We start from the raw sequence: 15,542 nt of genomic DNA, 5'->3' as shown, positions 1-15,542 counted from the left end.
CCAATGTTCCCCGCGAGAAAATTCCGGATTGATCAGCCATGGGCGACCGCCATTGCTTCATGCGCAACCATCGCCGCTTCGAAGATGGCGGTGGCCGCTGCCATATGGCCGCTATCCACGGCTTCGCCCGCAACCGGGGTCAGCAGCAGCGGCACCGCCGCATGCTCGCCACCCGGCAGGGCGGCCAGCAGCGCATCGATCTGCGGCGCGTCATGGGCGCCCAGCGCTTCCTTCACGACCTCGGCCGCATTCGCCGCCGGAACGGCCTGCTGCGCCGCCGCCAGAACTGCCGCCGCATTGCCGTCAAAGGCAGGCGGCAGATTGATCGACTGCGCCAGCAGACCCTGATGATCGCCAAGGTCGGGCTGAGGCGCCTGAGCCATTTCGGCCGGTGCATGGGCGTCGCCGCCCGATAGCGTGGCATGATCCGGCGCAGCGTCTTCGCTGCCATGACTGGTCTGCGTAACCGGCTGGTCATGAGTCGCCTGATCGTCCGTCCCTGCGAGCGAAGTCGGCTGGCTCTCCTGTAAGGGGGCCGGTTCGGTCGCGGTCGTGGCCGCCGGCGCGGTTTCGGTGACCTGGACGTTATCCGTCGTAACGGGTGCCGAATGCTCCTCGGTCGAGGTTTCGGCCACGCCCGCAACCGCCACCAGACTGGCGGCGACCAGTGCCTGATTGATGCCGCTGGCAGGGCTTTCCGTCTTGGCGGCGTCGCTTGCCCTGGCGCCGGTGGCGAACAACACGTCACCCACCGTGCCTTTGCTACCATCCGTGCGGACGAAAGTCGCTTCGCCCAGCACGGTGACGTCGCCATTGGCGGCGGTGTAGCTCTTTCCGTCGGCGGTCAGTTCGATCGCGGCGATTCCCGCAGCGGCGAGCGACTTGAACTCGCCCGCATCGACCTGGCCATTGCCGTTCGCATCCTGCCACACGCCGAACTCGGCAAAGGCGGCATCCCTGGCATCGAACACGCCGTCGCCATTGCTGTCATAGGCCAGGCGCAGGCCCTCCAGATCGCTCGCCGCGCCGGGCGCATCATCGGAGAAGACGATGTCAAGGCCGCCGCCCGTCGCATGGGCGAGCAGGCCGTCGTCGGGGGACACCCAGGCGGTGTTGACCGCGCCATTGCCATAATCATGGCTGACGCCCGCCGACAGGCCGACAAACTCCAGCCCGTCGCCGTCCAGATCGATCGCGACCGGCGGGACGGCAACCGGGTTCAGCGTGACGCTGACGGAGCTGTTGACGCTGTCGCTGTCGGCATCCGATGCGACGATCGCATGGTTGATGTTGATCGGCGTACCGCTGTTCAACGTCTCGACCGAGAAAACGCCCAGGTCGAAATCATTGTTGGTGTGCGGCGATTCCACCAGCACCGCGTCGAAGCCCTTGGCGCCGACGATCTCATATGTGTCGTTCGCCTGAAGGCCCGTGATCGTCACGCTGCCCGATGCGAAGGTGACGCCGATCGCGCCCTGATTGCCCGTTCCGGTAAAGCTGTAGACATTGCCGGTGCTGACGTCGGTGACGATCACCTTGGTGATCGCGACGAAGGTTTCGCCTGCTTCCGCCGAAGTCGACGAAAAGCCCAAAACCTGATCATTGTCGGCATCGATCGCGGTGACCTTGATCGAGACGGTGTTGTTGGGATTGCCGCCGACCTGCGCGATCTTCTGTTCGAAGCTGATGACGCTCTGATGATCGACATAGGCAAAACCCGTCGTGGTGCCGGCGCTGGCCGTCAGGGTCTTGACCAGGTCGATGCGAACCGCCTCATCGGGGTTTACCGACTGGTTGTTGACGCCGATCGAGTCACTGTCGGTATTGACCGACCCTCGCACGCCCGTGGCCCCCCGGCCCGAGAACAGCACATCGATCGCATCAGTCGTATCGACGCCCAGCCCGCGATAGTCGGTATTGCCCGCCTTCGCCGCACTGAAGCTGCTGATCGAAATCTCGCTGCCATTGGTGATCGTGCCGTGAAGGTCGAACACATATTTGTCCGTCCCCGGTTGCAGCGTGACGGTATAGCCGATGTCGCCGTCCGCCGTCTTGGCGGTCAGCACATTGGTGCCGTTGCCGAAGATGAACAGGTCCTCGCCGTTCAGCCGCAGCGTCGCGCCGCCGGTATCCTTGGCGAGCGCGCCTTCGGTGATGTTGAACAACACATTGCCCACGCCGTCAGCCCCCGCCACATTGGCGAAGTTGAGGTTGAAGGCCGTTGCCGCGCTATCGTTGTTCGCCACCGCTCCCGCCGTGGGCGTGAAGGCGCTGGGCATGTCGTCGTTGAACGAGATGTTGAGCTGCCCGATGGCCGAGGATGTCGGATTGGTCGTGGCGTTATAATCGCTGTCGGTGACGAGGAAATTGAGGCTGACCGACGCGTCATTCTCGTTCCCGCCCGCGCTGTGCAGCACATTGTCGAGCAGCGTCACGGTGTAGACGCCTGTCGTCGGGTTCACGACGACCTGGAACAGCACGGTGCCGACACGACCACCGACGGTGGTGATGGTCGCCGTCAGCGTGTTGGTGGCGCCGTTCCAGCTATAGGATACGCTATCGGTTCCGACTGTGCCGGTGGTGCCGTTGAGGTTCGAGAAGGTGACGCTGCCGCCGCCATCAGGACCGAAGGTGAAGGGCAAGGTACCGCTGAAGCTGGCTTCGCTGGGGCCCGCGGCGCCAGTATCGCCCACATTGGCGTCGACATCGCCGGTCGTGCTCAGCGGATTGCCGCCGGTCAGGCCGTCATCGTCCAGCTTGGCAGCGGTATTGTCCGCCGTCGGCTTGTTCGCGTCGCCTTTGAAAGTGAACTTCAGCGTTGCGCTGGCCGTGTCATTGTCGGCGTCGCGCATCACATAGGTGAAGCTGTCGACCGTTCCCGACGGGACCGAAACCTTCGGCGTATAGTTGTAGCTGCCGTCCGAGAAGATCTGCAACGTGCCGTAAGAAGTGATGATGGTCTGGCTGCTGCCCGCCGCAATGGCGGTGCCGTTGATCGACACTACGGCTCCCGGCGTGTCCGCGCCAACCTGATCGTTGGTCAGCACATTGCCGGTGGACGCCAACGCCTTTTCGATCGTCGTCACATCGTTGTCGACGGCGATCGGGCTGTCATCCTCGATCGTTACGGCAATGCTGGTGGCGACCGTGGCGGTGCCATCGCTGACGTTCACGGGGACCGAGAAATTCTTGAGGTCCTCCGCGTTGATGCCACCATGATCGATCGACTGGAGCAAAGTCACCGTATAGGCGCCCGCATTGGTGATCGTGACGGTGATCACCTGCACCGCGCCGACCGAGCCGGTCAGCGTCTGGGTGCCGACCCCGCTCCAGGTGACGGGCAGGCCATCGGCGGTCAGCACCGCGCCCGGATTGCCCAGCGTCATGCTGATCGCATCGCCGTCGACATCGGTTGCGGTGATCGTGCCATTGGCCACCGCCGAATTGGTGGTGTCGTCCGGCAATCCGGGCGCGGTGTCGGCATTGGCGCCGCTCAACCCTTCTTCCGAGACGACCGCAATGCCGCTGCCGACCTGTGGCGCGTCATTGGTGCCCTGAATGGTGATGGTCAGCGTGGCCGTGGTGCTGTCGCCATCGCCATCGGTGATCGTATAGGTGAAGTTGTCGGACAGCGTCTGGCCGTCGTCCAGATGCTGGACCGCCGCGAGGCTGTTGTTCAGCGTGTAAGTGTAGCCGCCCGTGGCATTGAGGACCAGCGTGCCATAGCTGCCGAGAGCGTTTCCGCCAACCGTGCCGCCCGTCACCGCCGTCACGGCGCCGCCCGCCGCAGAGCCGTCGGCGCCCAGTGAGTCCGCGCCCGCCGGATTGCCGTCACTGCCCACGCCGGTCAGCACATTGCCGCTGGCGCTCAGCGTGACATCTTCCTTGACGGCATCGGTGTCGTCCGCCGCGACCGGCGTGTCGTCATCGACATTGATGGTCAGCGTGCCGGTGGCCGTATCATTGTCGGCATCCGCGACGCGATAGCCGATGTCGAAGCTGACATTATTCTCGTCTCCGCCCGCCGGGTGGACGATCGCCGCATTCTGCACCACCGAATAGGCGCCCGTGACTGGATCGGTCAGCGTCACGGTCAATACGGTGGTCGTGCCCTGCTTCACCACCAACACGGTGCCGTTGCTTTCATAAGAGAAGCCGACAGGCGCTCCCGTGCCCAGCAGCGTGATGCCGCCGGCGCCGTCAGCGCGATAGTCGTGCCCCAGCGTGCCGGTGGCGTTGACGCTGTTCGCATCGTCGCCGGTGCCATTGGCATTGCCGCCGAGCGCATCATCGTCCAGCTGCACCACCGGATTGGCGCTGACGACCGGCAGATCGTCGGACACGCTGACCGAGACGGTGCCGGTGGCGGTGTCGCCATCTGTGTCCGTCGCGATCACCTGCACCGAACCCAGCTGGACCAGATCGTCCACATTGACGCCCGGATGCGTGTCATAATTGTCGTTGAGCGTGGCCGTCACGGTCGCGACATTGCCGGTGACCGACAGGTCCAGCGTCACCACGACGCCGCGCTCGTCCGAACCGGTGATCTGCGTGTCGGATACCCGCACCCAATTGAGGTCGCCGGTCAGGCTGCCAGTGCCTCCGAACACGGTCGAGGTGATGGCGTCCGAACCGGGCGTGAAGGTGATATTGCCGCTGACGGAATCCGCATTGCCCGCGCTGGTGCCGCCTGCCAGATTCTGATCGTCCAGCGGCAGGTCGATCGGACCGCTTGCGGTCGGGATCGCGCCGTCGGTGACCGTGATCGGCTGCACGGCGCTCGACTGGTCCCCGTCGCCATCGGTGATGACATAGGAGAAGCCCGCGCTGACGCCGCTCGCATTGTTGAGATTGGTCGACGGGTTGAAGGTCCACGCCCCCGCTGCCGTGAAGGTGTAGGCGCCGAAGGCCGTGCCGACATTGGTCGTGCCCACGGCGTTGATTGCCGTCGTGACGCCGCCGATCGTAACCGAAGTCAGGGTGGCGCCGTCGGCTCCGGGCGTGTCGTTGGTCAGGACATTGCCGCTAATGTCGGCGCCATCCTCCGCCACGGTCTGGACCGCATCGTCCACGGCCTTGGGCGTATCATCGACCACGTCGATGGTGATGGTGCCGTTGGCGATATTGCCCGATCCGTCGACCGCCTGATAGTGGAAGACCTCCACGCCCGTCACGGTCTGGACTCCGTCATTGGCCGTGGGACCGTCGACCGGAGAGGTCAGCGTGTAGGTGTAGCTGCCATTGCTGTTCAGCTGGATCTGGCCATGGCTGCCCGTCGCCGGGTCAGTCAGCGTATAGCTGACGGCGCCCACGACATTGAGCTGGCCCGTCGCCGTTTCGGTGGTTTCGTCCGGCGTGCTGCCGGTGACGCTGCCCGCCGCGATGTCATCGCCGGTGATGCTGGTGTCCAGCGCCGCTTCATAGACGGTCTGCGTCTGATTGTCCGCCGCCAGCGCGACATTGGCGACATTGATGGTCAGCGTCGTGGTCGACAGGTCGCCGTCCGCATCGCGGATCGTGTAGACGAACACGTCATGCTGATCGGCCGAGATGACATTGGGCGTCGCGTCATAGCGATAGCTGCCATCGGCAAAGAGGGTCAGCGTGCCATAATCGCCCGCCACCGCCGTGCCGACATCGCCGCTGACGGGGCTGGCGGTATCGCTGCCCTTGGCCACGCCCACAACGCCCGGCGCATAACCGTCTGCGCCCGGCTGGTCATTATGGAGCACGCCATCGGCGGCCGAAACGATCAACGAACTGCCTTCATCAACCGAACCGCTGTCGGCTACCGCAATCGGCGCGTCATCCAGCACGGTGACATTGATCGTATCGGCAGGCGAAACATCGCCGTCGCTATCGGTCACGCGCACCGCAAAGGCGTCGCCCGCCTTCGGATCGGCCGCGCCGCTGATGCCGTCGCCATCGCTGGTGATATTGTCAGGATGCGTCGGATCATTGACCGCCAGCGTATAGCTGTAGCTGTAATGCCCGGCCCCGTCGGAGGTCACGGTCAGCGAACCCGCCGCCCCCGCAACAACCACCGGCGTTCCCGCCGTCGCCGCCGTCACATCGACCCAGGCGCCATTCTTGTCCTGTACCTCAACCCTGGTCAGCGCATCGCCACCGGTCGCGATCGTCATGGAACCGGTCGCCGTCTCGCTATCGCCCACGGCCTGCGTCCCGCCGGGCAGGCCCGCTTCGGACACGGTCATGTCGGACACGCTGACGGTCGGCGTCGAATCCTGGAGCAGATTGATCGTCACCGTCGCGGTCGACTTGTCCCCATCGCCGTCGGTGATGGTGTAGGTGAAGCTGTCGCTGCCTTCCGCTCCCGCATTGGGGGTATAGAGGAACACGCCATTGCCCTGATAGACGGCGGTGCCATGCGCCGGGCCGGTTTCAAGCACCACGCCGCTGGCAAGGTTCACGCCGTCGGCTCCGGCCGTATCGTTGGCAAAGATATTGATCGTGACCGCCGCATTTTCGGTCAGCTGACCGGCACTATCGTCCACCGCCGTCGGCACATCATCAACCACGGTGACGTCCAGGCTGGCGCTATCGGTCGAACCGTCCGTATCGGTGACGACGACCGCAAAGCTGTCCGTCAGGCTGCCGTCATTGGCGCCCGTGTGCAGCAGCGTATTGTCGTTGAGGACATAGCTGTAGCTGACCGTCCCGCCGATCACATCGCCGTCTGCGCCAATGGTCGGCGTGAAGCCGGTGACGCTGAGCGTGCCATAGGCATTGGACAGGGTCACGCCGCTGACGAAGCCGTTCGCGCCGAAGATCGCCTGCCCGCCAACCGTGATCGTCGCCACGCCGTCCGGCGCGGACAAGGTGAAGTTGCCCGTCTGGGTCAGTGCCGCCGCATTTTCCGAGCTGCCCCCCGGCAGGTCGTTTTCGAAGACGGTTTCCTCAGCGCCCTCGCCATCCAGGCCGTTGATGGTCACGCCATCGTCATTGCCCTGGATGGTGATGGTGATGGTCGCGCTGCTGTGATCGCCATCGCCATCGGTCAGCGTGTAGGTGAAGGTTTCCGTCAGCGACTGGTTCTTGTCCAGGCCCTGGACCACGCCATTTTCATTGTTCAGCGTATAGGCATAGCTGCCGTCAGCCTGGATCAGGAGCGAGCCATATAGCCCCGAAAGTGGTGCGCCGATCGTTCCGCTCGCTTCTCCGAAGGCAATGCCGGTCACATGCGCGCCATCGGCGCCCGGCACGTCGGCGACGCCATCCGTCAAATTGGAGTCCGTGCCGCCCGATCCGGTGATGACATTGCCATCAGCCACCAGCGGACCATCCTCGCGGACCGAGTCCGCATCGTTCACCGCGGTCGGCACATCGTCGACGATGGTGATGGTCAGCGTGTCGGTCGCCTTGTCGCCATCAACATCGGTGACGGTAACCACGAAGCTGTCCGTCACATTGTCGCCGGCCGTGTTCGTCGTCAGCGTGTAGGAATAATCAATGCTGCCTTCGCTGAGGCCGGTGATCGTCAGGATGCCCTTGTCGGTGACGATTTCCTGACCCACAACGGTGATCGGAATGCCGTTGATCGCGACTGTCGCGGGACCATCCGGCGCGGTGTAGGTGATCGTGCCGTCGGTCGTTTCGATATCGCTCGCCGCGTCGGAGCCCATCGGATCATTAAGGCCGGCTTCATCTACGATCGTCCCCTCGCCCACCTTGGGGATGGAGATGATCATGACGTCGCTGTCGGCGATGTCGATCCGCAGCGTGGCGGTGGAGGTATCGCCGTCGCCGTCTCGCAGCGTGTAGCTGAAGCTGTCACTCACCCCGCCCGGCGTTCCCGCCGCGCGGACATAGCTGTAGCTGCCGTCGGCGCTGAGTGTCAGCGTACCGTAAGTGCCCTCGAACGTGCCGATGGTCGACACCACCGCGCCGTCCGCGCCCTTGATGTCGTTGGCCTCGACATTGCCGGTGATCGGACCATAGGTGCCGGCGGCAACGGTTCCGGCATCATCATTGGCTGTCGGCACGTCATCGACGATCTGCACGTCGACGCTCGCATTGGCGGTCGAGCCGTTACGGTCGGTCGCCACCACGGCGAAGCTCTGGAGGATGCTGTCCGCGCCTGCCGCGCCGTGGCCCAGGCTGTTGTCAGTCAGGACGAAGCTGTAAGTGAAAGTGCCAGCAGTCGGCACGCCGCCCTGCGTCGCGGTCGCGGTGAAGCCCGTGATGGTGAGCGTGCCCACCGAAGTCGTGACCACCTGTCCCGCGACGAAGGACCCGTTGGTCAGCACCGATACGCCGCCGACCGTGACGCCCGACAGGCCGTCGGCGCCGCTGACGGCGAAGGACCCCGTCTTGGTCAACCCGGCCGCATCGGGCGAGCTGCCGTCGCTCAGGTCATTTTCCAGCACGACGACTTCGGCGCCCTCGATCCCCGACGCGCCATTCAGGCCCGTGATGGTGATGCCGTCATCCGCGCCATTGATGGTGATGGTCAGCGTCGCGGTCGACGTGTCGCCATCGGCATCGGTGATCGTATAGCTGAAGCTGTCCGTCAGCGTCTGCCCCGGCACCAGGAACTGCACCGCCGCATTGCCGTTGGCGAGCGTATAGCCATAAGCGCCCGACGCGGTCAGCGTCAGCGTGCCGTAAGTGCCCTGGAAAGTCCCAGTGGTCGATACCACCGCGCCGTCCGCGCCCTGCACGTCGGCAACCCCGTCGGTGGTGTTGGCATCGCCGCCGCCGCCGCCCGTCAGGACATTGCCGTCGGCGACCAACGGGCCATCCTCGGTCACGCTGTCCGCGTCATTGATGGCGGCGGGAGCGTCATCCGCGACGGTGATGGTCAGCGTCGCGCTCGCCTGATCGCCATCATTGTCGGTAATGACGACGGTGAAGACTTCCGGCGGCGGCGTGCCCACCACATTGTCGCTCAGCACATAGCTGTAGCCGATGGCATCCTGCGCGATCGACGTGATGGTAAGGACGCCGAGCGGCGTTGCGATCGTCTGGCCGACCGTGGTGATCGCCGTGCCGTTGATGGTGACGCCCGCCAGACCGTCATTGGCGGTGATGGCGATCGTACCCGTGGTGCGCTCGCTGTCGCCTGCCGCCGCAGATCCGGCCGGTTCGTTGCCGCGCGGGCCAAGACCGGCCTCGCTCACTCCCGCGGTCGCGGCAGCGGCGCCAGCGGGCTGGTCGGGCGTGACGATGACGACCTCCGGCTCTTCATTGGGCGCGATCGGCAGGATTTCCCGTTCTTCGGGCTGGGTGAATTGCAATTCGGTCGGCGGCAGCAGGTCGCCCAGACCATGGGGATCGCCCACATTGCCGTCCGGACCCAGGAAATTGCCGCCCGAACTGCGCGGCGGACCGGCAGCGGGCTGCGGCTCCTCCCCGATCAGCAGCGCGGCCAGGTTGACGGACGGGATTTCGACATCGCCCACCACCAGCCGCGGCATGATCACCGCGCCGTCCAGGATCACCATGTCGGTGCCGTCGGGCAGATGGACGATCAGATTGCGTCCGGCTACCTCGATCTGGTCGATATCCGTTCCCGCTGGCAGGACCACGACCCCTTCGGCATTGGGCGCGACCGTCCGCATGGGTCCTTCATGATGATGGCCCTTGCCGGGATGGACAGCCTTGCCCCTCGCGGCCAGCGCGGCCGCCTCCGGATGCGGCATCTGTTCGGGATTCTGGGCCTGCTGATGGTCAGCGGCATTTTTGCTATCCCAATCGCGCTCGAAATCCATTGTCCATCCCATCTGTCGCCATGGGGGCATGGAAGGAGCACGCAAAAGGGCTGGCCCCGAATGCACGATGCATGTGGAGCTGATGCCTTTTCTGGACCTTGTGGCAATCAGCGGATCAGCTATTGCCCTTAGTCAACGTTCTCCCGCCGGCAGGACCCTTTGCCAAGTCGACTGCCGCCCCGGATTAACCATCTGCATTTATGTTTTTACTGACCCGATGACCGATCTTATTCGCCGCCTGCGAAATGAGTCACGCAGATTCAACTTTTGTTAACCATTTTAATGCGATAGATGCCAAAAAATGACTTATGGATTATTACTAAAGATATAGATTTTATCGCAATTGCATATTCAACGACATATATCCGCCCTTTGGCTTGGTTAATAAAAAAGGCTTAGGACATATGCGACTCGGACGAGTTCATTCGCGCACAGGGTAGTCCATCCACGCCAGGGTGAGATGCGCGGGTGCTATTCAAGATGGATGAAAGAATATGCGGAATGGAAACGGGCGACCGGCTTGCGAAGCCAGCCGCCCGTCCGAATTGCGACCCATAGACTTATCTTGCGGAGCCGTGCCTGCCTTTCCTCGGCTTCGTCCAGTCGGCCTGTGACTGGCGATAAGCTATGGAAAATCAATCCCCCTCCGACGAGAATCAGGAATAACGCTCGCGGTATTTTTAACAATTAACCCGATGACTTATATCTAAGGTTAATTTTTCATGAAAGCTTTCCGAAATACAAGGGATATCCGCGATCAGGGGTGATTTTCCGCCGCCTCTTCCATGGCCGGTGACATCATCTTTTCCACATCATCCCCCTGCCGCGCCTGTTTGGACTCCGGATTTGGGTCATTCACCGCCGTGCCTGCCGCGGCATCAGCCTGTTTCGTGGGCGCTGATGGTGGTGTAACGTGCAAGGCCGGCTTCGGCATGGCGGCAACGATCTGCTCCATCCGCCGGCTACGCGCGCTGGTCACGCCGGTCGTTCGCCGAAAACTGATCAGCGCATAGTCGGCCAGCGGCCCTGCCGCATCATAACGTTCCCGGGCCATGTAGAAATCGACCAGATTTTCCACGGCAAGCTGCGTATTGGGATCATCTTCTCCCCGCGTGCGCAAATAACTGTCGAACACACGCCGGAACAGGCTTTCCGCCTCTTTGAAATGCCCGGTCGAATCCAGTTGCAGCGCCAGGTCGTTGGCCGAAATCAACGCGCGCGGATCGTCCACGCCAAACAACTCGTCTGCCAGCATCAGGCCCCTGCGCGCCGGATCGATCCCCTCGGCGGGCTTACCCGACGCATAGGCCGCCTGAGACGCCGCCACCAGCTTGCGCCATTCCTTTTCCCGCGCTTCGGTGACGTCCGGCACGTAAGGCGCCTGTGCCTGCGAGAAGGTGGTGAGGCAGAGCAGCAATGCTCCCCCCGCTATCCAGACCCTCTTGCCGCCGCTCAAGGCCATGCCTCTCTCCCCGCGCAAATTTTTCGGATGCTATGCGCAACAGGTTTAAGAAAGTGCAAGCAGGCTCCTTAGCCGGCCAACGCCTCGACCAGGGCCTTGACCTTCTTCTGGCGCCATTGCGGCAGGGGCGCGATCAGCCAATAGGCCAATGGCGAGGGCACCATCTCCCCGACCTGCCGAACCCGCCCCGCCGCAATATCCGCCTGCGCCAGCAAAAAGGGCACGCAGGCATGGCCGAAACCATTGGCGGCGGCCTCGATCGCCAGCCCGGCATCAGCTACGCGGATCGTCGCAGGGACGTCGCCCTTCGGACAACCGGGCCATTCGATGCGATGATCGGGTCCACCCTCGGCCGCTTCAACGGTGACGAACGCGGCCTCTCCCAATTTGATGCCTTCATTCTCGCCCGGCCCTTCGGCAAGGCGCAGGGCAAGATCAAGATTGGCTTCGGTGAAATCCAGTGTCTCGTCCGCCGCCACCAACGCGAATTTAAGGTCAGGCTGGCTGGTCGCATAGCCCGCAAGGCGCGGCTGGAGCCATTTGGCGGTGAGGTCGCGCGGCGCCGCGATGGTGAGCGAGCTACTGGACTGGCCCGCCTGCATGGCACGCACCGCTTCCTCGAACTCCAGGAAACCGGCGCGGAGCGCTGCAAGACCTGCTTCGGTTTCCGGCGTCAATTCCAGTCCCTTGGGCGTGCGTCGGAACAATACGACGCCGAGCAGGTCCTCCAGCGCGCGGATTTGCTGCCCCACGGCGGCCGGCGTCACCGCCAGCTCGTCCGCAGCGCGGGTGAAGGACAGATGCCGCGCCGCTGCATCCAGCACACGCAGGCCGTTGAGCGGCAAATGGGTGCGCTTCATTCAGCCACCGCCGGCGCGATCAGCGCGAAATGGGGGATGGCGATGTCAAACGTCTCGCCGCTCGCGCCGATCATGTGATAATGACCCTTCATCGAGCCTGTCGGGGTGTTGAGCGGGCAGCCGGACACATAATCATAGCTCTTGCCTGGCTGCACCACGGGTTGTTCTCCGACCACGCCGTCTCCATCGACCCGATGCTGCGTACCCCGCCCATCGGTAATGATCCAGTGACGGGTCAGCAGCTGAATCGGCTGATCCCCGTCATTCTCTATGCGAATATGATAGGCCCAGAACCATCGGCCCCGGTCCGGCTCCGACTGTTCGGGCAGGAAGGTGACGGCAACGTGCACGTTGATGTCGCGCGTGGTCGCGTGGAAGGGGAAAAGTGCGTTCACAGGCTAAGAAATGCGCCTTTCACCCCCATTTCGTCAACGGCCTATCGACTTCAGTGCGCGATCCAGATCCTCGATCACATCGTCCGGGTCTTCCAGCCCGATATTGAGGCGCAGCATGTCCTCGGTGATGCCGACTTCCAGCCGGGCCGCTTCCGCCATGCCATAATGGGTGGTCGAAGCCGGGTGCGTCATCAGCGAGCGCGAGTCCCCGATATTGTTGCTGATGTCGACAAGTTCCAGGCCATTGAGCAGGCCATGCGCCTCCGCCCGGCCGCCGCCGACATACAGCGAGAAGATCGGCCCGGCCATCTCCATCTGCTTACATGCAAGGGCGTGCTGCGGATGGCTTTCAAGGCCCGGATAGAGCACCTTGGCCACGCGGGTTTCGAGGAATTTTGCGACCTTCAGCGCATTGTCGCTCTGGCGCCGGATGCGCAGGTCCAGCGTCTCCAGCCCCTTCAGCACGACCCAGGCATTGAACGCGCTGAGGGTCGGCCCGGTATTGCGGTGGAAGGGCAGCAGCGTGTTGATGATGAATTCTTCCGTGCCGCAGATCGCGCCCGCCAGCACACGGCCCTGCCCGTCCATCATCTTGGTCGCGCTATAGGCCACCACGTCCGCGCCAAACTCCATCGGGCGCTGGAGCGCGGGGGTCGCAAAGGCATTGTCCACGACGCTGGTGATGCCATGCGCCCTGGCAATGCCGCAGATCGCGGCCATGTCCGCCACATCCATGGTCGGGTTCGCGGGGGTTTCGAAGAAGAAGACCTTGGTGTTCGGTCTGATCGCCGCTTCCCACGCCGCATTGTCGGTCGCATCAACCGTGGTCGCCTCGATCCCGAATTTGGGCAACAGCGTATCGGTCAGCCAGCGGCAGGAGCCGAACAGCGCCTTGCCCGCCACCACATGGTCGCCCGCCGACAGCTGGCAAAGCAAGGCCGCCGTCATCGCCGCCATGCCGCTCGCGGTGGAGCGGCAGGCTTCCGCGCCTTCCAGCAGGGCGATGCGCTTTTCCAGCATCTCCACGGTCGGGTTTTGCAGGCGGCTATAGGTCATGCCCTGCTGCTCGCCGGCGAAGCGCATCGCGGCGTCCTCCGCGCGGTCATAGCTATAACCGCTGGTCAGGAACAAAGCCTCGGAGGTTTCACCCCATTCGCTGCGCGCGCTGCCGCCGCGCACCGCCAATGTGGCCGGACGCCAGTTTTTGGTGATTTCGGGATTTTGCCCGCTCTTGCGCTTCATCTCTTACGTCCTCAGACCAAAGCCGCCAGCACGGCATCGCCCATTTCGACCGTGCTCATCGTGCCGCCCAGATCGAAACTGCGCGCGCCATTGGCAAGAGCCCTGGCGACGGCGGCCTCGATACGGTCGGCCTGTTCCGGCAGGCCCAGCGAGTAGCGCAGCATCATGCCCGCCGACAGGACCGTTGCCAGCGGATTGGCCTTGCCCTGACCCGCAATATCGGGAGCAGAGCCATGGATCGGCTCGTACAGGCCCTGATTGCTGTCGTTGAGCGTGGCCGACGCCAGCATGCCGATCGAGCCAACGCACATGCTCGCCTGATCGGAAAGGATGTCGCCAAACATATTGCCGGTGACGATGACGTCGAACTGGCCCGGATTGCGCACCAGCTGCATCGCGGCATTGTCGACATACATGTGACTGAGCGCGACATCGGGATAATCCGCCGACACCTCGATCACCACGTCGCGCCACAGCTGACTGGTTTCCAGCACATTGGCCTTGTCCACCGAACAGAGCTTGCCCCGGCGCGCGCGCGCCGCCTGAAAGCCCTGATGCGCTATCTTGCGCACCTGCTCTTCATTATAGGACATGATGTCATAACCTTCGCGCAGGCCCTCGGGCGTCTTGCGCATGCCCTTTTCGCCGAAATAGACGTCGCCATTGGTTTCGCGCACGATCAAGAGGTCAATGGCGCCCGCCACTTCCTGCTTGAGCGCGGAAGCATCGACCAGCTCCGGAAAGACCTTGGCCGGACGCAGGTTGGAGAAAAGCCCCAGTTCCTTGCGCAGACCAAGGATCGCCTGCTCCGGACGCAGATGGCGTTCCAGCGAGTCGCAGTCCGGATCACCCACCGCGCCGAACAGGATCGCGTCAGCGCGCCTGGCAAGGTCCAGCGTTTCGGGCGGCAACGGATGACCGACCGCCTTGTAAGCCGAGCCGCCAACCAACCCTACTTCATAGGTCAGCCCATCGATAGCCAGCGCATCCAGCACGCGCTTCGCCTGAGCGACGATCTCGGGACCGATACCATCTCCGGGGAACAGGGCGATCAACATGGGGCAACTCCTTCAAACGCGTCGCCGCCCCTTATGAAGCCCCATGCTCTCATGCAACCGCTCTTTTCAGCCTGTCCACCAGCCGTTCCCGCGCGGCCAGTACGTCGACCCGCCAATCCGTCAGCACGGACCGTTCCAGAAAAAAGCCCGTCAACCTCAAACCATCCAATATGGCAGGCCAATCCCCGGCTCCTCCCTCCAGCAGAAAGCCGGGCAAAGGCAGCAATCGGTCCTCATAGCCGGCCGCGCCGGCCCGGCTGACGGCGGCGGCGCTACGGGGACTGACAAAGGCCAGATCCTCCCTCCCCCCCGTCGCGGCGCAGCGCGAGAGATCCAGCCCGAAACCAAGTTCGGCCAACAGCAACAGTTCATAACGGATCAGCGCCACTGCCCAGCCCCTGGCCGCCGGCGCCGCCTCAACCGCTCCCAACACTCCGTCCAGCGCCTGATAGAGCGCGGGGCAGGGCGTTCCCTCCATCAGGGCCACCGCCGTCAATGCGCAGACCCAATCGATCGCCGCCGCCGGCAACGGTTCCGCCAGAAGGGGCGCACGGCTCTGCTCCAGCTCGACGGTCAGCCCGGCCAGCTGTTCTTCCGTGCGCGCGCGGAACTCGGCCTTGACCGCATTGCCAGGCAATAGCACCGGACGCAGCTGGCGCGACCGCCCGCCCCGCACATAGCCCGCGAGCAGACCATGATCGGGCGTCAGCAAGCGTGCGATCGCGCCATGTTCGCCATGCGACCGCAGGGCACATACCAAGGCCGGGGTGATCAGCGTCGCCATTCCTCCTCCA

7 protein-coding genes are annotated in these 15,542 nt (G+C 63.7%); all 7 read right to left on the bottom strand.

Going from position 1 to position 15,542, the window contains the following annotated elements; genetic code table 11:
* Positions 1 to 32: 32 nt before the first annotated feature.
* The 7 genes from RUH75_RS09530 to recO all read right to left on the bottom strand — a co-directional run bounded on the left by RUH75_RS09530 (position 33) and on the right by recO (position 15,532).
* The gene (locus RUH75_RS09530; RefSeq protein WP_313805025.1) at positions 33 to 9,731 is read right to left on the bottom strand and encodes an Ig-like domain-containing protein; all 9,699 of its coding nucleotides are present in this window, start codon (positions 9,729 to 9,731) and stop codon (positions 33 to 35) included.
* 757 nt (positions 9,732 to 10,488) lie between these two features.
* The gene (locus RUH75_RS09525) at positions 10,489 to 11,193 is read right to left on the bottom strand and encodes a tetratricopeptide repeat protein (protein WP_313805022.1); all 705 of its coding nucleotides are present in this window, start codon (positions 11,191 to 11,193) and stop codon (positions 10,489 to 10,491) included.
* A gap of 68 nt (positions 11,194 to 11,261) precedes the next feature.
* Complete coding sequence (locus RUH75_RS09520; protein WP_313805019.1) at positions 11,262 to 12,053, bottom strand: LysR family transcriptional regulator; 792 nt, start codon at positions 12,051 to 12,053, stop codon at positions 11,262 to 11,264.
* A complete protein-coding gene (gene apaG, locus RUH75_RS09515) occupies positions 12,050 to 12,448 on the bottom strand; it encodes a Co2+/Mg2+ efflux protein ApaG (RefSeq protein WP_313805016.1) in 399 nt (132 codons plus the stop codon). The genes RUH75_RS09520 and apaG overlap by 4 nt, the downstream gene beginning before the upstream one ends.
* A gap of 33 nt (positions 12,449 to 12,481) precedes the next feature.
* Complete coding sequence (locus tag RUH75_RS09510; RefSeq protein ID WP_313805013.1) at positions 12,482 to 13,690, bottom strand: trans-sulfuration enzyme family protein; 1,209 nt, start codon at positions 13,688 to 13,690, stop codon at positions 12,482 to 12,484.
* Between the two features lie 11 nt (positions 13,691 to 13,701).
* Positions 13,702 to 14,748 carry a 3-isopropylmalate dehydrogenase gene (leuB, locus tag RUH75_RS09505; RefSeq protein ID WP_313805010.1) on the bottom strand — a complete coding sequence of 349 codons (1,047 nt, stop codon included), beginning with the start codon at positions 14,746 to 14,748 and terminating at the stop codon, positions 13,702 to 13,704.
* Between the two features lie 49 nt (positions 14,749 to 14,797).
* A complete protein-coding gene (gene recO, locus RUH75_RS09500) occupies positions 14,798 to 15,532 on the bottom strand; it encodes a DNA repair protein RecO (RefSeq protein ID WP_313805007.1) in 735 nt (244 codons plus the stop codon).
* Between the last annotated feature and the right edge of the window lie 10 nt (positions 15,533 to 15,542).

This window comes from Sphingobium sp. (assembly GCF_032153725.1).
GTDB lineage: Bacteria > Pseudomonadota > Alphaproteobacteria > Sphingomonadales > Sphingomonadaceae > Sphingobium.
This window is presented reverse-complemented; position numbering and strand designations above follow the sequence as displayed.